We start from the raw sequence: 23,963 nt of genomic DNA, 5'->3' as shown, positions 1-23,963 counted from the left end.
TTAAATTTTAAAAAAGATATTTCCTTAAAATTTCGTCCTACTAAACTATTTAGTAATCATTTTAAATTCAGTGATTGGTAAGCGATGAGTTGTTCTGAAATTAATGAATAATTTAAAGATTTCCATCGCAGGAATTATACTTACACCCATCCCTAAACTAATACCAATTAAATCGGGACGATTAATAAATTGTTCATCCATTCTAAACACTGAAGCAATTGGTCCAATTAGTGATACTAATAAGATTAATGAAACCGAAAATAACGCACTAAGATAGATTAATCAGTAATATCTAATTGAACTTAATAAGATCGATCGATCTGACATTAAGTTTAAACAGTGAATTGAAGCTGCAATTCCTAGAACAATAAAGCCCATTGATGAACCAATCTCATTAAATGATTTGAAGGTATTTATATTATCTGAATAGATTGCATAATTAATTCCAATACTATAAGCAACTAATGACATTAAAGCAATAAAGCATGATTGTCATAATAGATCGATCCCCATTCTTCTAGCAAATAGATTTTCATACTTATAGTATGGACGAATGTTCATTACGTCATTTTTAGATTTTTGGATTCCCAAAGCAATTGCTGGAAAACCATGAGTTAAGATATTAATTCACAACAATTGCGCTGCTGATAATAAACTGAATTTAGCAAACAATTCTTCAGGAGTTTGATTGATTAGTGCTAATTTAGTTCCTATCTCAGCATTTGTACTAATAATATGACGATAAATTGGTACCATCACAATTAAACCAATGATGAAAACTAATAGTTCAGCTACTGATGAAATTAATAGATTTTGGATAACCTTTTTAATTGTTTGATAAATTCTACGACCAGATTCAACCGAGTTGATAATCGTAGCAAAATTATCATCAACAATGATCATATCAGCAGTTTCTTTAGCAACATCAGTTCCAGTAATTCCCATCGCACAACCAATATCAGCTTTTTTTAGTGCTGGAGCGTCATTTACACCATCACCAGTCATTGCAACTACTTGATGATTAGCTTGCCATGCATCAATGATACGCATCTTGTCTTTTGGCGACATTCTTGCATAAACAGAGTATTTTTCAATATCTCTTTTTAGGGTTTGATCATCAATTTCATTTAACTCTTTTGATGAGATTGCTAAATCAGTTTTTTCATCATAAATATTTACTTGTTTAGCGATTGCTTTAGCTGTATTAAGATCATCACCAGTGATCATGATTGGTTTGATACCAGCAGCTTTAGCTGAGTTAACAGAATAAATTACTTCTTCTCGTGGAGGATCAATTAAAGCAATAATTCCTTGTAATTCAAGATCTTTTTCAATCTCTGAGAAATCATCATGGATTTTACTAATTGGTTTAATCCCAACAACAAGCGTACGATAACTTTGATCAGCATATTGTTTAGTTTGATTAATAAACTGATCATGATTTTGATTATTAGAAATTTTTAATAGCGATTCTAAAGCACCTTTAACAATTAAATGTCCTGTGTTTTTATTTTTATCAAAAATCTGAACCGACATCATTTTTTTGTCAGAATCAAAAGGATTTACTTTTATCTGATAATTTGCATAATCTTTAGCTTGATAAAACTGATTGTCAAGACCAAACCTGATTAATGCGGTTTCAGTAGTATCACCCACTTCAACCATCTTATTGTTTTCATCAAAATTAATCTTAGCTGTTGAACATAAAATTGAGTTAATCAGTAATTTTTTATGTTCAACAGTTAAGTCTTTTATACCTTCAGCATTTTTGGTTCAAAGTCCAACAACAGTCATCTGATTTTTAGTGATCGTTCCAGTTTTATCTGAACATATAACTGCAGCTGAACCTAACGTCTCAATCGAAGAAAGTTTTTTTACAATCGCTTTTTGTTTAGCGATATTTTTAACTCCAAGCGCTAAAATGATCGACACAAATGTACTTAAACCTTCAGGAACTGCAGCTACAGCTAATGAGATAGCAGCAGCTAAAGCAGCTGGTCAAGTAGATTCAATATTACCAACACCGTTCAATATAATTTGAATAATGAAAGCAATAATGAATAAAGCGATTCCACTATAACCAAAAACTTTTGAAAGCTTTTCTAATTTGATTTGTAATGGAGATAGTTGTTTCTTTTGTTTATTTACTAATGAAGAGATCTTACCAATTTCAGTATTTATCCCTATTCCAATTACTTCACATAAAGCATGACCGTTTGTAATTGAAGCACCTGAAAAGAGATGATCGTTTCTTTCAATTGTTGGTAAGTTCGATTCGTCATCATTATCATATTGATACTTTTTAACAGGCAATGATTCACCTGTAAGAATTGATTGATTTGAATACAAATTACTTGATTCAATAATCTTACAGTCAGCTGGAATTACATCTCCAGCTTCTAATACAATTACATCACCAACAACAATCTCAGTTGACTCAACATTAATTAACTTATTATCTCGATAAACTTTAGTTTTAGTCAGATTTAGTTTATTTAATGATTTGACTGCTTGATCAGATTTAATTTCTTGAATGGTTCCAATTAACGAGTTAACGACAATAACAAAGAGAATAATAAAAGGTTGAACTAATTCAATTTTTAGTGTCCCGTTATCTGCATTAAAATCTCAGTTGTGTTTTATCCCTGTTAGTATTGCTACAACAAAAGATGCTACAGCAGCAATTAATAAGATGATGATCATCAAATCTTTAAATTGAGATAGGAAAACTAAGAAATAATTTTTCTTTTTCTCAATGTTAATTTGATTCGGACCATCTTTTTGATATCGTTCTAAAGCTTCAGAACTACTTAATCCGATTTTTTTATCCGACATTCGAATGTATAAATTTAAAGTATTTTCTTTAATGAATTATTTATATTTTACTTTTTTAGATATCTAAAAAGTAAGTAGATTACAAATTAAGTTGTGATTAATTAAAGTAATAACCGAAAAGTGAATCGTTAATTGCTTCACCTACTTTTCGACTTAAGTTTTTATCAAGGTGACCTAACTTGTAGATCAATTTGATTTTTGTCCACATTTCGTTATTTCTTTGTACGTCAATAGGATTAATTTTTATATCGTTTAAAAAGCTGCTAATATCTCTAATCAATTTAACAGCGTAATTGACATAAGTAGTTAACGATTTTTTCGTTAATTCTGATTCTTTATGGCTATCAATGAAATTTTGTAGTTCGTTAAAAAATCGTTCATGTTTATCTAATAGGTTTTTTAACTCTAATAACCCGTTTTTACCGTCAATTTTAGCGATATCTTGATTTTGAATATCTGCATTAACGATTTCTTTTTTACTATTATTCTTAGTTTTGGCAAATCAAAAATTAACTACATTTTTGTTATCTAAAAACAATTCACCAAGTGATTGTTTTAAATCTTCATAATCATTTTGTGGGTATCATTTTTTTAATCTTGAAATGATCCTATTTGTATTAATGTTGTTAAAGAAGATAATTTTTACTTTAGATCCGTTATTAAGGTTTTTGTTAACAGTTTTTAAAAAATCAACTATTTGTCAAATTTTTAGATCTAAAAAGTTAATTCCATTTAAATTATTTAAATAAATAACTAAGTAATCTAGTTTATTAAGATCGAGATCCTCAATCACTAAATCCATTATTTCTTTTTTGAAAATATATTCAAAATTAAGATAAGAAATTTTCTTATGTCACTTAGCTTGATGAATTAAGAAAAACTGAATAAATTGTTGAATTTTACTTTCTTCTTTAAAACCTAATAGAGTATCTTTACTTAAATTAAATTCACATACTTTTTTATCAGTTTTACCGAAAATTTTTAAGTTTTCTTTATTTACTGGATCATTTAAATATGAATTATATAAATCATTTATCTTGGCTAATTGTGTTTCATTATTTTCACCATATATTCACGCATCGTCTTGCAAATATTTATAGTGAATATTTCAATAAAATTTTCTAATTGGTTTTTGAATATAAAAAATACAATTATCAGTTGTTAAACTATATTTTTTATTGACTCACTGGATGTTTTTGTGTTTATGATTTAAATCTGCACAAGTTGCATATTCTAATTTTCTCGATTTGTTATTTTGATCAAAATTCAACTCATAACAATTTTCATAATCGATACACGATTCAATAAAACACTTAACGAATTCCTTGTTTTTCAGCAACTCTTCCTCTGGTGTTTTTAATGATTTTGAATATCAATGTAATAAATAGTTATGCGATCTCTTATCACGATAATCATCAGTTATTAATTGTGAATGAATGTTTTTTTCTAATTTATCAAGTGCTTGTTGAGTTTTAAATTCTTGTTCTTTTTGAATAAAGTCAGATCTCGAACTACTTTGAAAAATGTAGTCGTAATTTGTTTTATTTAAACTTCTTTTTAACGTGGCATTAATACTACTAATTCTTGGTTTAGTATATTTTGAATAATCGGGACGTTTAATACCATTAGTTATTGTTAATTTTGTAATCTGTTGATTTAAATCTATTATCTCTTTACCGAATTTTAAAGATAATTTATGAATTTGTTTTGGATCAGTTAAAACCTTTATCTGATTAGCCCAATCAGAATAAGAATTAACCAGTTCTTTACAATAATTATCAATCTCTTTTTTTAACTCGTTCTTATTAATTTGATCTGTATTTTTATCCATATGATCGTTATGATCTTTTAGTTACGTTTTTGCAATTCAAGTTTTATACTAGCATTCTTTTTACTGTAATAAGTTTTTCTAAAAAACTTAACTGCATCATTTAATCTTGAAATATTCTTTAATTTTAAAGTATTAGAAATTTTTTCTACGTATTCAAATTGAATTTGATCAGTTAGAGTGAAGTGGGCTGCAAAGTCTAAGATTGCATTAACAATATGTTCGCGGTTATCTTGTTCTTTTTTGATTTTTTCAATTAACTCTACTTCTCTAGCAAATAGATTACGACGATAGATTCCTCTTAAGTATTTTTCACTATTCATCGTGCGGTATTCTCTTAGAATTTTGATCTCTAAATCACTAGAACAGAAGTTACTATAAAAACTTTCATTTCTAGCCATATTTTTAGGAATTGAATCATCTTCGACTTGATCAATTTCATTAGTATAGTTAGTAATTACTCGAGTTAATTCAAAGCTATCATTAATATCATCAGCAGTGTCGATAATATTTTTGATTTCAGCTTCTGTTGGGTTATATTTTTCGCACAGATTAACTAATGCAGTTTTAGTTTCTGGCGAAAATTCAAAATTTTCAAACTCAAGTTTGTCGATATCTACTAAAGTTTTCATTGGTCTCACAATATGACTGATTTGGTCAGTATTGTTATTATTTTTATACACTTGGTGGAATGTAGAAGAAACATTAACATTGCTTCCACCAATGTTTTTATTTGAATAAAGACTACTTAATCTAAAGTATTCTTCATGACCGATCTTAGCAATAATTCGATTTTTAATTTCTTCCTGAGATACTAAACTATCTCAGTCTAGCATCTTAGCTAAACAAAACTTATATATAAGTTGTTTTTCAAGCGTTTTTTCTTCCTTATAAGTTTTGATTAAGCTCATTCCTTCAAGTAGGTTTCTAAAATCAATTAGTTGTTTTTTAGAGATATTTAAGCTTGTAAGAATACGTGATAACGGTAGGTTATTTTTCTTTCAACGTTCGTTTAAATAGATTTGGTGATCGTTTAATAACCAAATATAAAACATCGTTGCTTGAGGACCCAAGATATGAATATATACGTTAGTGATTAGACCAAAATCACTAACCCCACCATTCATTTTATGAATCTCATATAACTCTTCGTAATCAACCATATCTACTCTTTATTACCTACACCTGACCGCTAACTTATTAAGTTAAACATTAAAAGTATAAGCAACTAAAAAATTAATGATTGAGATTTTTATCTTGATAAAAGAACGGTAACAAAACGGTAATTAAAGCCTTGAAATTATCCCCATTATCTGGGCTTAAGATTAAAGCCTTTTATAAAGTTTTCCCCAATTTGGGGATTACAACTCACATTCGCCACTAATTTTTTTTAGGAATTTTAATAACTCTTGATAAGCAATTCTGATATCACCATTATTTTGGATGCAAAAGTCTGCTTCAAATTCCTTATTTTCTTTAATTGGATTCCATTTTTTAAAGTCAAAATCCTTTAAATAAGCGAATTTCTGTGCAATCGACTCCTGAATTAGTTTTTCATCTCGTTCTACTAAAACAAAGTAATCAAAAATGTCTTGATATCTTTCTTGGTTATTGTAGATAGCAGCCCCTTCTACTATAACTAGACCGTGATAATCTAGGTTTTTTAAGTGGTTTTTCGCAATTTTTCCAGCAAAATCGCTCAAAAGCTTGAGTTTATCAGGATTGGCAAAAACCAACTGACCTAATTTCTTACGATTTACTTGGTTTTCGTCCACATATTCTAGTCCAAAATTGTCAACAACGAAATCATAACCTGATTGGCCTTTTTGATAATATTGGTGAATTAATTCATCCAAATTGATTGTGTAATAACCATCTTGTTTTAATAAATTAATCAACATCGATTTACCAGATGATGATTTACCAGATAAACAAACTAAGATTCTATTTTTGGCACTTGTCACAATAATAAGTTCCTCGATTATTTAATTTAGTTTTTTTAACAGGTGTTTTACAAACCTTACAAGGTTTGTCTTTTTGCAGATGGACATTTAAATATTCTTGATAAGAACCAGCATGGTTTTCTTTAAACTGATAAGAAAAGATCGTTGTACCATTTAATTCGATTGCTTTTAATAAAACCTTAGTTGCATTCTTACTAATCTCTTTAAATTGTTGATCAGTTAGTTCATTTGCTTTTTTAGCTGGATTAATCTTAGATAAGAATAAGATTTCATCAGCATAAATATTACCAATCCCAGCTACAACAGATTGATCTAATAAAACTGATTTGATTACTCTTGAAGATTTCTTAGCATTATTCTTTAGATATTTCCAATCTCATTCTTCTTGAGTAGGATCGATTGCTAATTTCTTTAAATAATCTTGATCTTTGTAATCAGTAATACTATGAATATGAAACGTACCAAACCTTCTTGTGTCGTGATAATACAATTCAAAATCATCTAAGATAAAACGTACTAATACATGACGTTCGTCATATTTAGATTTCAACTCATTAATCTTATATTTACCTTCCATTCTTAGATGGGATACTAACACTTTGTCATTAGACAAAATAAAGATGATGTACTTACCAATTCTTTTAATGTCAACAAACCGTTCGTTGACAAGAAACTTCTTGAATTCTTTTGGAGTACTGTTTTTTAACACTTTAAGTGCGTTAACAATTACATCTTCAATCTTGTGATTAATAATCTTAGTTTTAAGATAATTAATCACCGTTTGGACTTCTGGTAGTTCTGGCATAATCTCTTACCTAATCTAAATGACTAATCTTATAATACTCACAAAACGCAAGATAGTTTTGTGTATCAAGTGGTTTAAGTTTAAAGTTATTGATATCTTGATCAATTAAACAATCAGTTCTAATTGTTGCTAACTCTTTAGAAAGATAACAATTAGCTTTATCAGCAATCAATTTGTCTGCAACACTTCGTTTAAGTCGATCAACATTAGCATAAATATTATCAATATTTTGATAATCTTTGATTAATTGAACAGCTGTTTTTGACCCGATCCCTTTTACACCTGGAATATTATCTGAACTATCACCTACTAACGCTTTATATTCAATTACATCTCTTGGTTTTAAATCATGAAAGTGTTCATGAAAATTAGATTCATCAATCCTGTTAAAAACAGTTACTCCCTTAACAAATTGATGTACAACATTATATTCATTAACTAATTGAAAGATATCTTGATCAGATGTGTAGATATGACAAGTAATTTGATCTTTATTAGCAAGCGTGCTAAACGAACCAACTAAATCATCAGCTTCAATACCTGGTGAAGCTAAAACACTTAAACCAAGATATTTAAAACCATCTTGAAGTGCAACTAATTGTTCAATTAAACCTTCAACAGGTTTTTTTCTTGTTGCTTTATAACCTTCGTAGATTTTAGCCCGATCAGTTTTTTCTTTTGAATCGAATGCAACAAGAGCATAATCGTACTGATCAGAATTAAGAATCTTGTTTACCATCTTTAAACTTGTCTTAATTCCATTGTTAGGACGAATGTCGTTTTTTACTGCATAATCATACATTCCAAGCGTGGCATAAAATGCACGAAAAACTAAAGAATTACCGTCAATTATTAACGCTTTTTTTGTGCTGCTCATATTTTTTATCTAATTAGTTTTGAATATATCTACTATATCTAAAATTGTGTAAGAATCATACCCTCGATATAGATCATGTTCTAAACGAACAATTAATTTTGTTTCTTGATCAATGAAGTTAGTTAGATAATCACTCAACTTTTTATCCCTAACTTTTGCATTAATTTCGTATGCACCATCAAAGATCGTGAATCTTCAGATTCTATTTTTTAGTTCAACTTTTCTAATTTGTACTAAGATACTGCACACTTCTTTTTCTAGTGCGCCCTTTAATTGCTTAACTGTTTTTAAATCTTTAATTTTCTTTTCTAAAAAAGCAATCTCTTTTTTAAAGATATTAGGTTTATAAACCTTCTTTTTGATTGCTTCAAATGAAACCTTTAATAACGAATCTGCTAATTCGTTTTCAGCAATCATCTCATCTTTAGAAAGATTTAAAAATAGTTCAGGCTGTTCTTTACTTAAAAACAATAAACTAGATTGAACAAGTGCTTTTTTCTCGTCATTCGAAATTAGATCGTCATCGTTTTTAAAACCAAGGTTTTGATCGAAATATGATTTAGCTAAAGCGCTCATCGCTTTTTTAGATAACTCTAATCTAAATTGATCAAAAGCACCGGCATTTATTAACTTTTCGAATAAACTTTTAGTGATTCCGTTTTTAGCTAAATTAATTAAACAATCAATGTAACTATCAAATTGTTGATTGTTTCTTGCTTGAACAATTTTGTGAGCATTTTCATTACCCAGACCATTAATCATATTAAAACCTAATACGATCTTCTCGTTATCAGAACTTAAACTAAATGATCAATCTGACAGATTGATATTTGGTTTCATCACTCCAATATTGCGTTCGATGATTTCAATGAAATAATCTGCAAGTTTGGTTTTAGAATCAATGTTGTTCTTTAATAAGATTAAATAAAATTCTTTAGGATAGTTAGCTTTCAGATATGCCATCTGATAAGCTAAAAATGCATAAGATAATGAGTGAGAATGGTTAAAACCATAATCAGCAAACTTATGTAAATATTCGAAGATTTCTAATGCTTTTTTTTCTGAATAACGATTTTTAATTGCTTGTTCAATAAAAGCATTCTTGTCTTTTAATAATAAAGCTTCATCTTTTTTAGAAATTGCTCTACGGAATGAATCAGCTTGTGCAGCATCAAAGTTAGCCACCACCATTGCGGTGTTAATCACTTGTTCTTGATAAATGATGATTCCGTGCGTTGGTTTTAGGATTTCAACCAAATCTTCACTTAAATAATCAAAATCAGTGTTTGAAAATCTTCTTTTTACGTATTCATCAATATTATCTTGAGGACCTGGTCGATACAATGCAGAGATAATTGAGATATCTTCAATCGATTCTGGCAAAACTTTCTTAAGAACATTTTGCATTCCCAATGACTCTAATTGGAAAACCCCTTTGGTATAACCTCTTTTTAATAAGTTAAAGGTGTTCTTATTATTTAATGGAATATTATTAACATCAAAATCACGATCATAGTTTAGTTTCACTAAACTATTAATCTCATCGATGATTGTTAAAGTTTTTAAGCCCAATAAATCGATCTTCATCAAACCAAATTGTTCGAGGTATTCCATTGAAAATTGTGAAACCGAACGATTGTTTAAATATTGAATTGGAATCGTTAGGCTTAATTCATCATTTCCACAAACAACACCAGCAGCATGTAAACCGGTTTGTCTTGGAATGTTAAAGATTGTTTGAGCTAGATCAAAAATTTTACTAATGACATGACAACTAACAGCCCCAGAACGTTTACATCGTTTTTGTTCTAGATCACATTCATTACAATTAAGCACTTTTTTAAGTGCTGTTGCATTTTGGTTTTTATCTCAATCTGCAATCTCATCATATGAAACAAATTTAATTACTTCATCTGTTTCACTAGTTTTTAAATCTAAAACACGACAAACATCTCTGATCGCATTTTTAACCTTAATTCTTTGAAACGTAATAATGTGAGCAACATTGTCTTTAGAGTACTTATTAAATAAGTAATCAACAACTTCTTCACGTCTTGAATCCATGATATCAACATCGATATCAGGCATACTTTTTCTTTGAGGATTCAAAAAACGTTCAAAGATTAATCCATAAGTAATCGGATTAATCGTAGTGATATTTAATAAATAAGAAACAAATGAACCAGCAGCCGAACCTCTACCAGGACCAATTACAATCCCTTGTTGTTTTGCATGATTAATAAAATCATAAACAAATAAGAAGTAATCACTAAAATTAAGTTTTTTAATGATCTCTAGTTCATAATTTAATCGTTTTGCATCATTAGTTCTAACCAATCTTTGACTTAATAATTGATTGAATCTACTTTGACACAATTCAACTAAATATTGATTACTATCAAACCCTTTAGGGGTGTTATATTTAATAATTGAATTTTTAGTTAATTCATCCAGATTTCAATCTGAACATTGATTAACTAAATCATTCAATTTATCAAGTTGTTTTTTTGAAAACTGTTTGTTAGCTAACTCTGTAGTTAAAAACGGACTAGCATCTACCAGTTGTGAATCATATAACTCGTTAATTCCAAACTTAGATCGCTTGCCAGCTTGTTTCATGCTAACAGCATTGATCACATTTAGACCAACTTTTTTATCTAAATCATAACAATTAACAAAGTTAAAAGCTAACTCATCTTTTCTAAGACAATTAACATGATCCCATTTAAAATTGCCCGATTTAACGATGACAAAAAGATTCTCATCTAAATATTCAAATAGATCAAACTCGATATTACTAGAAGCAAAACTACTTATCTTAATCAACTTAAGATAACCAGAATTGTTCTTAGCAATTAAAACAAGTTCAGAATTGGTGCTATCGTGAAAAATCTCTAATCCGATGATGGGGATTAGATGATTTTTCTTGGCTAAATTATAAAACTCAACTGCTCCGTATAAAACATTTAAATCAGTTAAGCAAACATGAGTTTGATTATTCTTGATCGCAAAATCAATAATCTCACTAATACTTAAATTAGTGCTTAATAAAGAATAGTAAGATCGAGTATTTAAATTGACAAACATCGATTATTTTTGTTCATTCAATTTAGCTAATCGTTTTTGTAATTCTTTGATCTCTTGTTTAAGTTCTTTGCGAGCTTGCTTATCCGTTGAATTTTCTAATTCAGCAGTTAGATTAATTATCTTTTCTTCTAATTCAATCTTAAGAAGCTTTTCTTCCATGTTAAAAACTTTGGTGTCTTCTAACTTAACACGTTCGAACTTCTCTAGATCTTTAGAAGATGTATTAAAACGGATAGTTTTACTTTTTTTATTATTAGAATCCATCAATAGCCTCGCAGGTTTTATATTTCAATAAAATTATAACAAATATATTTTTAAAACTTATTAAGCCTAATATTTATTAATACCTTCATTACGAAGTAATGTTCTTAAGTATTGGAATTAGCTAATTAATTCACGTTAATATTGATCTGTTCTTTTTGATTGGTATTAAGTACGTGTTTATTAACAAAGAATAATGTTGCAAAAGGAAGATACATTAATAGACGTGTTTTTTTAGAAAACATTCCTGCTTTTGCATAGATCAAGAATCAGCTCATGTATAAAGCGACAAAGAATAGATTTGTTGTAATAAATGTATCTCTAGCTGAATAGATGATTCCGGTTTGATCAGATTTAATTGAAGTGGTAATGATTCCAAATGCAGCCATTGGTTCTTCTCGACCAATAATTAAAGCACCATTTCTGCTATAGAAGAGATAAACTAAGATTAAGAATGCTCATTGAGCAATTTCAATTGCGATTAAAGTTAATGATAATCTTAGTTTAGATTTTCTAATTGTTTTTGAAAACACATAAGGATTATCATCTAAGATGATCCCCATAGTAAATACGATGAAAGTAATCATCATGATGTGTGAGCTTACTGATCTTAGAATTCTTAATAAAACTACTTCAGATGTAACGTTAGTTAAGAAATCAATTGAGTAAGCATTTTGATAAGTAGTTGATTCTACAAGTGTGTATCCTGGACCGTCTTTAATGATTGAGAATGCTGCATAAATCGCAAAGATTAACACACCAATTAGATAGAAGAATGATAAATAAATAACTGTTCCAGTTAATTTGATTCTGAAAGCAATCTTATTAGATAATAAGATCTTTTGGTATCATTTTAATCCAGTTTCATTAGGAATGATTAATTCATCTTGTTGATTAAAGTTATTGAATGCTTTTAAGTTTAAGAATAAACTTGCAAAAGGAACTAAAGCTAAGTAGCGTTGATGTTTCTTAAATAAATTTAGCTTTAAATAAGGGATGAATAAAGCAATATATAAAGCAAAGTAAATGATGTTTCAGAAAGCAAATGAATCCTTATTAAAGAAGTAAGGAAGTGTAGCTGCATAATTTAAAATAGATAATTTTAAATCAGCAAAGAAGTTGTTTTTAATCTGAATAAATGAGATTAGATCAGATTTAATATTATCTTTAGCGAAGTTTACATTAGCCACTTGATCTTGATAAACTTGGCTTAAACTTTTATTAATCGGATAAAAATAAACAATTAAAATTCCCAAGAAGAATGCTCATGCAATTGCTTGGATGATTTCAATTAAAGTAAGAACTGATTTAAACTTATAAGTTTGATAAACAAGTTTGTGATCAAACTTATAAGTTTCTTTACCTGTTAGTAAGATTGCCAATCCACTAATTGCAAAAACAACAAAAAACACTAACGGTAAAATTAATGAAGTTTTAAAAAAGTCTTGATTATAAATTACGAAGTTATTGCCTCCAGGATAAGCAATCCCATAAGTCATAACCGTAATAATTCCAGCACTTGCAAATAATAAAGTTGCCAGATAAATTAGAAAGAGGGCAAGTTGTCTCCTGGTAACATTAATGATTTTGAAATATTTTTTCATTATCGTTATTCCTTGATATTTTTAAATGTAAATTTAATGTTTAATAAAAACCAGTAATTTGCAACTAATAATTTCATGATCATTACGATCATTAAATTATTCCCAAACTGGGCAAACCGGTTGTTCTTTAGACTCTTAAAAATAAGAAGAATCTAAATCTCAATAGTTAAGCTAAACTATTATAACAATTTAACTTTTATTTAGCTTAAATAATATTTATATAATTTAAAAGATTAAACTAAAAATAAAAAAACGACACCAACTTAATGGTGTTGTTTTAGTTTTTGCGTGATATTTTCCTATTCTTGCTTGCGCTACCTTCGGCTCCATGATGCTTAACTTCTGGGTTCGGAATGGGACCAGGTGTTTCCATCACGATATCGATATCACACACACTGTTCTTTGAAAAACTAAATACAACAAATCATTTTTAGATAAAAAACAACTAATGTTTTTTGATCAAATCTAAGTCCTCGAATTATTAGTACTAATCAGCTAAATACCTCGCGGCACTTACACATTTAGCCTATCAACGTCGTAGTCTACAACGATTCTTACTCCATTGCTGGAAGGGAAGATTATTCTTAAAGTCGGTTTCACACTTAGATGCTTTCAGCGTTTATCCGTTCGACACGTTGCTACCCAGCGGTGCAGTTGGCACTACAACTGGAGCACAAGAGGTGTCTTCACTCCGGTCCTCTCGTACTAAGAGTAAATCTTTTCAATCTTCCTGCGGGCACAATAGATAGGGACCAACCTGTCTCGCGACGGTTTGAACCCAACTCACGTATCTCTTTAATCGGCGAACAGCCGAACCCTTCGAACCTGCTTCAGCTCGAGGATGAGATGAGTCGACATCGAGGTGCCAAACACTGCCGTCGATGTGAACTCTTGGGCAGTATCAGCCTGTTATCCCCAGAGTAGCTTTTATCCGTTGAGCGATGGCCATTCCATACTGAACCACCGGATCACTATGACCTAATTTCTTACCTGTTCGACCTGTTAGTCTCACAGTCAAGCACCCTTATACCATTACACTCTTAACACGATTTCCAACCGTGCTGAGGGTACCTTTGCACGCCTCCGTTACCTTTTGGGAGGCGACCGCCCCAGTCAAACTGCCCGCCTAACACTGTCCTATTGCTGGATAACAGCAACTAGTTAGAGAAGAATTTAAACAAAGGTGGTATTCCACTGGTGACTCCACAACTCCTAGCGAAGTTGCTTCAAAGTCTCCCACCTATTCTCTATATGTCTAAACTCTGCCCAATATTAAGTTACAGTAAAGCTTCATGGGGTCTTTCCGTCCCGTTGCGCCTAACGGGTGTCTTCACCCGTACCTGGATTTCACCGAGTCTATAGCCGAGACAGTCAAGAGATGGTTACACCATTCAAGCGGGACGGAATTTACCCGACAAGGAATTTCGCTACCTTAGGACCGTTATAGTTACGGCCGCCGTTCACTGGGGCTTCAGTCGGGAGCTTTGATTGCTCTAACACCCTTCTTTAACCTTCCAGCACTGGGCAGGTGTCACCCCATATACATCATCTTGCGATTTAGCATAGAGCTGTGTTTTAGTTAAACAGTCCCCCCTCGTTCTTCACTGCGGCTCAACTGTTACATTGAGCATCCCTTCTTGCGAACTTACGGGATGAATTTGCAGAGTTCCTTAGCTATAGTTCACTCGCTAACCTTAGGATCTTCTCCTTGACCACGTGTGTTCGTTCTCGGTACTGGAAACAAATAGTTAACCCTAGAAGTTTTTCTTGGAAGCGTGATGTATGCATCTTCGCTACTTGCAAAGCGTTCACTCGTATTCATAAGTTGTCCTTAAAAAGGGCGGATTTGCCAACCCTTAAGACTTCTTATTTAACCCCAAATCCGATAATGGGGATGCATTAACCTTCTCCGTCACTCCATCAGCTATTTGTTTGTACAGGAATATTAACCTGTTCTTCCATCGACTACGCATTTCTGCCTCGCCTTAGGTCCAGACTAACCCTGGAAGGACGACCCTCGTCCAGGAAACCTTAGTCAATCGGTTTGAGAGATTCTCACTCTCAAGCGTTACTTACACCGGCATTCTCACTTGTATACAGTCCACCAATCCTCACGGTTTGACTTCATCCCGTATACAACGCTCGTCTACCACTATCATTCCTAAGAATGATAATCCATAAATTCGGTAATATGCTTAGCCCCGTTACATCTTCGGCGCAAAAACACTCGACAAGTGAGCTGTTACGCACTCTTTAAACGATGGCTGCTTCTAAGCCAACATCCTTGCTGTTTAAGTATTTTAACAACCTTTTCCACTTAGCATATTTTAGGGACCTTATTTAATGATCTGGGCTCTTCCCCTTGTGACAATGAAGCTTATCCCCCACTGTCTGACTGCAAGAATAAATCAATTGGCATTCGGAGTTTAATTGTATTCAGTACACCAAGGCGGCGCCATCATACATTCAGTAGCTCTACCTCCAGTTGATCATGATCTTACGCTAGTCTTAAAACTATTTCGACGAGAACCAGCTATCACGGATTTCGATTGGAATTTCACCCCTAGTCACAGGTCATCCGCTGTCGTTTCAACGAAAGTCGGTTCGGTCCTCCATTAGATGTTACTCTAACTTCAACCTGCCCATGACTAGCTCAACCCGTTTCGGGTCTATAATAACAAACACTTTAATTCGCTCTATTCAAACTCGCTTTCGCTTTGGCTTCCCTTCTAAAGGTTAACCTGCTTGCTATCATAACTCGCCGGCTCATACTTCAAAACGCACGCCATCACACATTAATGTGCTCTGACACGTTGTAGGCATATGGTTTCAGAATCTATTTCACTCCCATCCCTGGGTTCTTTTCACCTTTCCCTCACGGTACTATACGCTATCGGTCACTAGTTAGTATTTAGGCTTGCCCAATGGTCTGGGCGACTTCCATCAAGATAACGTTTCTCGATGTACTCAGGATCCTGCTAGGTATCAAACCAATTTAAGATACGGGGCTATAACCCTTTATCGCGTAGCTTTTCAACTACTTCTCCTATCAGTTCAAAGTCCACATTGCAGTCCTATAACCCCAAGATAAATCTTGGTTTGGCCTGTTCCGCTTTCGCTCGCCACTACACACGGAATCTCTTTCGATTTCTTTTCCTGTTGCTACTGAGATGTTTCACTTCACAACGTATTGCTTTTAGACCCTATGTATTCAGATCTAAATAATTAATATCACTATTAATCAGGTTCCCCCATTCGGACATCTACGGATTATCGCTTCCAACCAGCTCCCCGTAGCATTTCGCAGGTTTGCACGTCCTTCATCGCCTTCTAGTGCCAAGGCATCCACCATAAGCCCTTAGTAACTTATGTATTTGATCCATTAGCTATTTTTATTGAATCTATATTTGAAATTTGATTTGATACTTTAATCAAATTTCGGACTAGAAAGATTTGTCGTATTCAGTTTTCAAAGAACAATGTAGCTATATAAGCCTTATAGATTATAGCACAACAAATCAGTTTTAACAATACTTTTATAAAAAATCTTTTTTATTAGATTTTTTTAGGCGAGCAAGAATAAAAAACTTAAGTTAGAAAATAATAATGCTTGCAGAGGAAACTATATTTTTATTTTTGTTCTAGAAAGCAAATTTAACAACCTAGTTACTCCCTACTATTCGTATAAAGAATATTTTTAAATCGTGAAGCCAAATTAAAAAATTTAACAATTCGACGGTAAAAGTAATAAAAAAAATCATTGATTACATTTTTATGCATCAATGATTTTTTGTTTATCTCATCAAAGAAATCTACTCTTCTCTGATTTTGAAAGAATCACTTAAAGTGTTATTAATTTTTAAAAGCCTAAAAGAAATTAATAACATTTTTTTAAATGCTGCTTGAGAACTGAATAGAATCCGACCAACAATTTTTAAGTTATAAATTTGCTTTAATGGGTTTAACTTGTCTTGCTGGGTTTTAATTGTTTCACCGTTATATGTAACAGGTGTATATCGTGTTAGTGTATTAATATACTCCATAGAAAGGAGGTAATCCACCCCCACGTTCTCGTAGGGGTACCTTGTTACGACTTAACTCCAATCACCGGCCCTACCCTAGACATGCGCTTCCTTGCGGTTAGCAACACGGTTTTAGATATTACCAGCTCTCATAGTTTGACGGGCGGTGTGTACAAGACCCGAGAACGTATTCACCGCGACATGGCTGATTCGCGATTACTAGTGATTCCGACTTCATGAGGGCGAATTGCAGCCCTCAATCCGAACTGAGACCAACTTTACAGATTAGCTCCACCTTACGGATTTGCAACTGTTTGTATTGGCCATTGTAGCACGTTTGCAGCCCTAGACATAAGGGGCATGATGATTTGACGTCATCCCCACCTTCCTCCAACTTACGTTGGCAGTCTCGTTAGACAAAGTAACTAACGATAAGGGTTGCGCTCGTTGCGGGACTTAACCCAACATCTCACGACACGAGCTGACGACAACCATGCACCACCTGTCATTGGGTTAACCTCCACTATATTTCTATAGCTTCGCCCAAGATGTCAAGTCTAGGTAAGGTTTTTCGTGTACCGTCGAATTAAGCAACATGCTCCACCACTTGTGCGGGTCCCCGTCAATTCCGTTTGAGTTTCATTCTTGCGAATGTACTACTCAGGCAGGATGTTTAATGTGTTAACTGCAGCACCGAAGTATTCGCTCCGACACTTAACATCCATCGTTTACAGTGTGGACTACTAGGGTATCTAATCCTATTTGCTCCCCACACTTTCAAGCCTAAGCGTCAGTATTGGCCCAAGTCCTCGCCTTCGCCTCTGGTGTTCTTCCATATATCTACGCATTTCACCGCTCCACATGGAGTTCCAGGACTCTCTACCAAACTCTAGACTAGAAGTTTCCAATGCATACAATCGTTAAGCAATTGCTTTTAACACCAGACTTTCTAATCCGCCTGCGCTTGTTTTACGCCCAATAAATCCGGATAACGCTTGCAACCTATGTATTACCGCGACTGCTGGCACATAGTTAGTCGTTACTTATTCAAATGGTACAGTCAAATTAATAGCTTTCCACTCTATTAACTGTTCTTCCCAAATAAAAGAACTTTACAATCTAAAAAGACCTTCATCGTTCACGCGGCATTGCTCCATCAGACTTTCGTCCATTGTGAAAAATTCCCTACTGCTGCCTCCCGTAGGAGTATGGGCCGTGTCTCAGTCCCATTGTGGTTATTCTACCTCTCAGCATAACTACACGTCATCGCCTTGGTGGGCCATTACCCTCACCAACTAGCTGATATGCCGCACCCTCATCTTATAGCGAAGCAGTTGCTCCTTTAAAGTTATTCTCATGCGATAGGTAACTTGTTATGCGGTATTAGCTAATCTTTCGACTAGTTATCCCCCACTATAAGGCAGATTGGATACGTGTTACTCACCCGTTCGCCTCTAATGTATTGCTACATCCGATCGACTTGCATGTATTAGGCATGCCGCCAGCGTTAATCCTGAGCCAGGATCAAACTCTCAGAAAATGACAGATTCTATTCAGTTTTCAAGAAGCATTTCAAGCTAGCTATTCGTTAGTCTCGAAAAGATAGCCTTTAAAATTATAGCACAATATTTTGAATTGAACAGATTATTTGTAAAAAATTATTTTTTTGATGAAATGTTAGGGTTCTTATTTTTATTTAAATATTTATCAAGCATCGTACCGATATCAAAACGTTTACTAACAAACTCCCGATATTTATGAGCAAATGGAATTGAAATAATTCAATTAACAATACAAGTTAGAATCGCATTGATTGGTTGGATCCATATATATAAATAAATATTATTAGTATCAATCGCTAAGTTATACATGGTTAAGAAAACTGGAGCAAAAGTAAATAATCCTTGCATTAATGAAGCAATTCAAGCCATCCCAATTCTTTGGGTTGATTGGAATAATAATTGTGCATTCATACTTAACGCAATAAAGATTGATTGCACTAAGGTAATTCTTAAAACAAGATTAGCAATAACTAAATTATCAGCACCTTGAATATTAAATAAATTGATTAAAAAGATATTATTTAACCCAAAGCCAAATAATGTATAAACTATTGCTGAATAAGAAAAAGCAATTAATGGAACATACCAATAGATCTTGGTAATGTCTTTAAAGTTACGTTGACCGAACTTATAACCACATAACGATCTACCACCATGAATTAAACCCCAAACTGATTGCAACATGAGATTGCTAATCGGCGTGACCGAACCAAAAATAGACTGGTAATAATTTGGGGGTAGATTTGGTTTTATCTTTTCAGTTACAGTGACTAAATTAGTTTGGAAAATTCCGTTTGAAATTGAAAGCGAAGCGTTTCTAAAAAAACTAGCTAGCCCAATTAAGATAATTAAATATAAATAGTTTCAATTAAAGTGACCTTTTTTAAAGATCTCACGATATTCAAGATGGGTCGCTTTTTTCTTAATCAAAATAATGTTGTAAATTACATATGCTAAACAACTTAGCGATCAACCAATTACAGTTGCATAAGCAGCTGCTGCTATCCCAGCACTTGTATATCTAATTAATAAATAATCAAAAAGGATATTAATTAGATTTGCTAATGGCGGAATGATCGAAATAAATAATTGACGCCCTTCAGATTGATTTAATAAGAAGTACATCTGATTAAGTGTTTGAATCGTAAATAATCCCGCAAGAATATAAACATAATTACTAGCATTTTCAACTTGTAGTTGTCTAAATCTTGCAAAAAAGATACTTACAATATAACCATCTCTAGAATTAGGATCAATTGGTTCTAATGGTCGATTCATCGCACCATTAGCTGAACTGGTTAATCACGTTTTAGCAACACCAACAATAATCATTGAAGTAGCAATACTTACAATTACATTTGTAATAAAACCAGTTGCTCAAACTTCTTTGATCTTTTCTTCATCACCTCTTCCAAGTGCTTTGGAAAATTGATTAGCCAACCCCATTGTGATCAATAATGTCAAAGCATTAATAATGACTGTAATCGGAGCAGAGATCGAGATCGCTGATCTAATTAAGTCATTAATATTAAATGGAGGAATTTTTAGATTATTTGAAGCAGTCAAATAATCTTGATAAGTTCAACTTTGACCGTTACTATCAACAAAATTGAAATAATTATTATCAAAGATCGAATCAGGATTTAGATCAGATCTTGGAACAAACTTTACGATCATAATCTGATCGATAAAGATATATAGTGCTGCAAAAAATGAAACTAGGATTGAGGGAATAATGAAACGTAATAAAACAACAAAAAGCCTACGATCATTAAATCTTTTGGTAATCCGATCGTTTAATGCATTTTTAGTAGTTAATTTTTCATTATTAGTATTTAAGGGCATGGGTTTGCTGGATATTATTAGTATTAAACTCTTTTCCAACAATTAGATTATCATCCAGTACTAGAATTCTACGATCATCATTTTTAAGATCAGTTAAACCAAGTTCATTTTCTGAACAGATCATTCCGCTTGATTCTAAGTTAAATAGTTCAGATCGTTTGATGTGTTTACCAGTATTGATAAAACCATCAACTTTGACAACAACAACTTTGATCCCTTGTGAAACGTTTGAACCACCACACACGATTGATAAAGGTTTTTCTTTTGCAATATCAACTAAACAATGGTTTAGGTGAGTGTTTGGAATCGGATTAACTTGAACTACTTGACCAATTACAAATGGTGATTCTAAACTATCAAATTCCGTTAGATATTCACTAAGTAAGTGTTTTTTTAATTCTTCATTTAAAAAGACAAGTCCATTATTTTTAATTGCTAAAAATAACTTTTCATCTTTTGAAACGTTTGGAATATTAAAACTTACAATCTGATCATTTTGATCGTAAAAATAAATGACCTTACCAATTTCTTTTTTACTTGTAATCATGCTTGGATCTTTGATATATCCAATCATCGTATCTTGTAGATTTTCTAAAGAATAATATAAAGTCGCTTGCATGATTAATCTTCCATTTCAACTAAGAAAGCATAGTTTGAAAAACCTGTGTGGATGGCAATAACTGGTGAAAACATTGCTTGTTCAATAGTCACTTTATCTTTTAGTAATGACTGAAATTCTTGAGCAACTTTTTCTCTTTCTTTTGGATCTAAGATCGTTGTAATAACAACTGCTCGTTTAATTTTTTTGTTTAATAAATTAACTTTTTTATCCAAGAAATTAAGTACTTCTTTTTTTGCTGCTGCATCTGTTTTGGTCTTATCAAAATATTCTAAACCGCCACTAGATGCCATCATACTAATTAATAGTTTAAGTTTTAAGGTTTTAACAAAAACTGCTTTAAACCCTTTAAGTCGACCACCAGCAATTAATTGGCTTACATCTGAAACAACTAAAACACCACCATAGTTTTTCTTTTTCTTAGTGATGAATGTTTCTAATTCTTTTGGATCTAGTTCGTTGTTTCTTTCTTTTAAGAATTCACGAATTGATTCTAGGAATCAAGTGATCCAAACTTCAACTGAACCTAGATTAAATACAAAGAATTTATCTTTGAATTCAGTTTCTAAACTCTTTCAAGTTGCATAATTACTTGAAAGTTTTTCTGAAATCGGAAGCCCAATCACGTAATCGTATTTTTTAGTTAACTCTTCCACAGTTTGGTGCAATAAGCCAATAGATGATTGTGAAGTCTTAAATTTTGAACCACCTTTAATTCTTTCATCTAGTGTTTCTAAGTCTATTCCAGTACTAGCGTTATAAACTTTTTCATCAGAATCACGAGTTTCGATGATATTTAGTGGAACTAAATAAATATCTCTTGATTCATCAGCTAAAACATTAGCAGATGAATCGATGATAAATGCAACTTTTTTCAAAATCAATACTTCCTTACAATATATTCTATAAACAAAACTAAGGAACAGAGTTCCTTAGTTATTATAATTTTTTTAAATTTGAATAGGACTATTCTAGTACTTCTACAACTGTACCAGCACCTACAGTTCTACCACCTTCACGGATAGAGAACTTAGAACCTTTTTCACAAGCGATTGAAGAAATTAATTCAACGATAATTTCTGTGTTATCACCAGGCATAACCATTTCAGTTCCTTCTTTTAATTGGATTGAACCAGTTACGTCAGTAGTTCTGAAGTAGAATTGAGGTCTGTAACCATTTAAGAAAGCAGTGTGACGACCACCTTCGTCTTTCTTAAGTGCATAAATTTCAGCTCTGAATTTCTTGTGTGGAGTAATTGAACCAGGTTTAGCTAAAACTTGACCACGTTGTACATCCTTACGGTCAACACCACGAAGTAAGATACCAGCGTTATCACCAGCCATAGCTGAATCTAATTCTTTTCTGAACATTTCGATACCAGTTACTACTACTTTTCTAGTGTCAGTAATACCAACGATTTCTACTTCTTCACCAACTTTAAGTTGACCACGTTCAACTCTACCAGTTACTACAGTACCACGACCAGTAATTGTCATAGTATCTTCGATTGGTAATAAGAATGGTTTATCAACTTCACGATCAGGAGTCGGGATGTATTCATCTACTGCTTTCATTAATTCGTGAATTTTTTCTTCTCACGCAGCTTCACCATTAAGTGCACCTAAAGCAGAACCTCTGATTACTGGAGTGTTATCACCATCAAATCCGTAAGATTTAAGAAGGTCTCTAACTTCCATTTCAACTAATTCTTGCATTTCTGGGTCATCAGCTACATCACATTTGTTTAAGAATACAACCATCTTAGGAACACCAACTTGTCTAGCTAATAGGATGTGTTCACGAGTTTGAGGCATTGGACCATCAGTTGCAGATACAACTAAGATACCACCGTCCATTTGAGCAGCACCTGTAATCATGTTTTTAACATAGTCGGCGTGACCAGGACAGTCTACGTGAGCATAGTGACGATCTTGAGTAGCGTATTCTACGTGAGCAGTGTTAATTGTAATACCACGAGCTTTTTCTTCTGGAGCTGCGTCAATTTCATCATATTTCTTAGCTTCAGATGTACCAGCTTTTGCTAAAACGGTACAAATTGCTGCAGTTAATGTAGTTTTTCCGTGGTCAATATGACCGATTGTTCCAATATTAACGTGAGGTTTACTACGGTCGAACCTTTCTTTTGCCATTTTTTAAATATTTCTCCTTAAAAATTGTAAAGTGAAACGGTTTTGCACCGTATTCTTCTGGCGTTATATGTAACATATAACTAATTGCTAATATATTATATTATTAAAAACCTTTTTTTAATAAAAAGTTCTAATAATTTTAAAAAAGACGCATTAGTTGCGTCTTTTTTAAATGTAATTTATCAATTAATGGCAGGGGTGACAGGACTCGAACCCACAACACTCGATTTTGAAGACCGATGTTCTACCATTGAACTACACCCCTAGGGCTATTGTTTTAGCTCTTTAATATAAAGTATTAGATCATTTATAGTTTTTATTTTCATCAACTTTTCATCTGCAAACTCGATATTAAATTCTGCTTCCAAATCAACAATAATGTCAAATAGATCTAAAGAATCAATTCCTAATTCTTTATAGCTTTTATTGATATTTGAATCATTGATCGTTACTGCCATCTTTTTTTTCTTGGCAATATTATTGATGACGTTTAAAATGTCCAT

The 23,963-nt window shown here is 32.2% G+C and carries 14 protein-coding genes, 1 tRNA gene and 3 rRNA genes; all 18 read right to left on the bottom strand.

Going from position 1 to position 23,963, the window contains the following annotated elements:
- Positions 1 to 45 precede the first annotated feature (45 nt).
- Complete coding sequence (locus H3143_RS01175; RefSeq protein ID WP_182079003.1) at positions 46 to 2,835, bottom strand: cation-translocating P-type ATPase; 2,790 nt, start codon at positions 2,833 to 2,835, stop codon at positions 46 to 48.
- A 97-nt stretch (positions 2,836 to 2,932) separates the two neighbouring features.
- Positions 2,933 to 4,666 (bottom strand): hypothetical protein, encoded by a 1,734-nt coding sequence (locus H3143_RS01170; protein ID WP_182079002.1) that lies wholly within the window; start codon positions 4,664 to 4,666, stop codon positions 2,933 to 2,935.
- A 17-nt stretch (positions 4,667 to 4,683) separates the two neighbouring features.
- Positions 4,684 to 5,826 (bottom strand): replication initiation and membrane attachment family protein, encoded by a 1,143-nt coding sequence (locus tag H3143_RS01165; RefSeq protein ID WP_182079001.1) that lies wholly within the window; start codon positions 5,824 to 5,826, stop codon positions 4,684 to 4,686.
- A gap of 198 nt (positions 5,827 to 6,024) precedes the next feature.
- Positions 6,025 to 6,627: a dephospho-CoA kinase gene (coaE, locus tag H3143_RS01160; RefSeq protein ID WP_182079000.1), complete on the bottom strand. Its 603-nt coding sequence runs from the start codon at positions 6,625 to 6,627 to the stop codon at positions 6,025 to 6,027.
- Positions 6,608 to 7,432, bottom strand: a complete 825-nt coding sequence (gene mutM / locus H3143_RS01155; protein WP_182078999.1) for a DNA-formamidopyrimidine glycosylase — start codon at positions 7,430 to 7,432, stop codon at positions 6,608 to 6,610. The genes coaE and mutM overlap by 20 nt, the downstream gene beginning before the upstream one ends.
- Before the next feature lie 10 nt (positions 7,433 to 7,442).
- Positions 7,443 to 8,309 (bottom strand): 5'-3' exonuclease, encoded by an 867-nt coding sequence (locus H3143_RS01150; protein WP_182078998.1) that lies wholly within the window; start codon positions 8,307 to 8,309, stop codon positions 7,443 to 7,445.
- Positions 8,310 to 8,318: 9 nt separating this feature from the next.
- Positions 8,319 to 11,396 (bottom strand): DNA polymerase III subunit alpha, encoded by a 3,078-nt coding sequence (locus tag H3143_RS01145; RefSeq protein ID WP_182078997.1) that lies wholly within the window; start codon positions 11,394 to 11,396, stop codon positions 8,319 to 8,321.
- A 3-nt stretch (positions 11,397 to 11,399) separates the two neighbouring features.
- Positions 11,400 to 11,660, bottom strand: coding sequence for a hypothetical protein (locus H3143_RS01140; protein ID WP_182078996.1), 261 nt, complete (start codon positions 11,658 to 11,660; stop codon positions 11,400 to 11,402).
- Between the two features lie 125 nt (positions 11,661 to 11,785).
- Positions 11,786 to 13,261, bottom strand: coding sequence for a hypothetical protein (locus tag H3143_RS01135; protein WP_182078995.1), 1,476 nt, complete (start codon positions 13,259 to 13,261; stop codon positions 11,786 to 11,788).
- Between the two features lie 286 nt (positions 13,262 to 13,547).
- Positions 13,548 to 13,652, bottom strand: a 5S ribosomal RNA gene (gene rrf, locus H3143_RS01130).
- A gap of 70 nt (positions 13,653 to 13,722) precedes the next feature.
- Positions 13,723 to 16,633 (bottom strand): 23S ribosomal RNA (locus H3143_RS01125).
- Positions 16,634 to 17,306: 673 nt separating this feature from the next.
- A 16S ribosomal RNA gene (locus H3143_RS01120) occupies positions 17,307 to 18,823 on the bottom strand.
- Together the 16S, 23S and 5S rRNA genes form the textbook arrangement of a ribosomal RNA operon.
- Positions 18,824 to 18,941: 118 nt before the next feature.
- On the bottom strand, positions 18,942 to 20,690 hold the full coding sequence (locus H3143_RS01115; protein ID WP_182078994.1) for an MATE family efflux transporter: 1,749 nt from the start codon (positions 20,688 to 20,690) through the stop codon (positions 18,942 to 18,944).
- Positions 20,674 to 21,309, bottom strand: coding sequence for a YtpR family tRNA-binding protein (ytpR, locus tag H3143_RS01110; protein WP_182078993.1), 636 nt, complete (start codon positions 21,307 to 21,309; stop codon positions 20,674 to 20,676). The genes H3143_RS01115 and ytpR overlap by 17 nt, the downstream gene beginning before the upstream one ends.
- Positions 21,310 to 21,311: 2 nt before the next feature.
- On the bottom strand, positions 21,312 to 22,187 hold the full coding sequence (locus H3143_RS01105) for a DegV family protein (RefSeq protein WP_228444805.1): 876 nt from the start codon (positions 22,185 to 22,187) through the stop codon (positions 21,312 to 21,314).
- A gap of 88 nt (positions 22,188 to 22,275) precedes the next feature.
- Complete coding sequence (tuf, locus tag H3143_RS01100) at positions 22,276 to 23,460, bottom strand: elongation factor Tu (protein ID WP_182078992.1); 1,185 nt, start codon at positions 23,458 to 23,460, stop codon at positions 22,276 to 22,278.
- A gap of 190 nt (positions 23,461 to 23,650) precedes the next feature.
- Positions 23,651 to 23,725: transfer RNA gene (locus H3143_RS01095), tRNA-Trp, on the bottom strand.
- A gap of 4 nt (positions 23,726 to 23,729) precedes the next feature.
- Positions 23,730 to 23,963 (bottom strand): phosphopantetheine-binding protein, encoded by a 234-nt coding sequence (locus H3143_RS01090; RefSeq protein WP_182078991.1) that lies wholly within the window; start codon positions 23,961 to 23,963, stop codon positions 23,730 to 23,732.

Source organism: Mycoplasma tullyi (assembly GCF_014068355.1).
Lineage (GTDB): Bacteria > Bacillota_I > Bacilli_A > Mycoplasmatales > Mycoplasmoidaceae > Mycoplasmoides > Mycoplasmoides tullyi.
The sequence above is the reverse complement of the archived record's forward strand: the minus strand, read 5'-3'. Positions and strand labels throughout refer to the sequence as shown.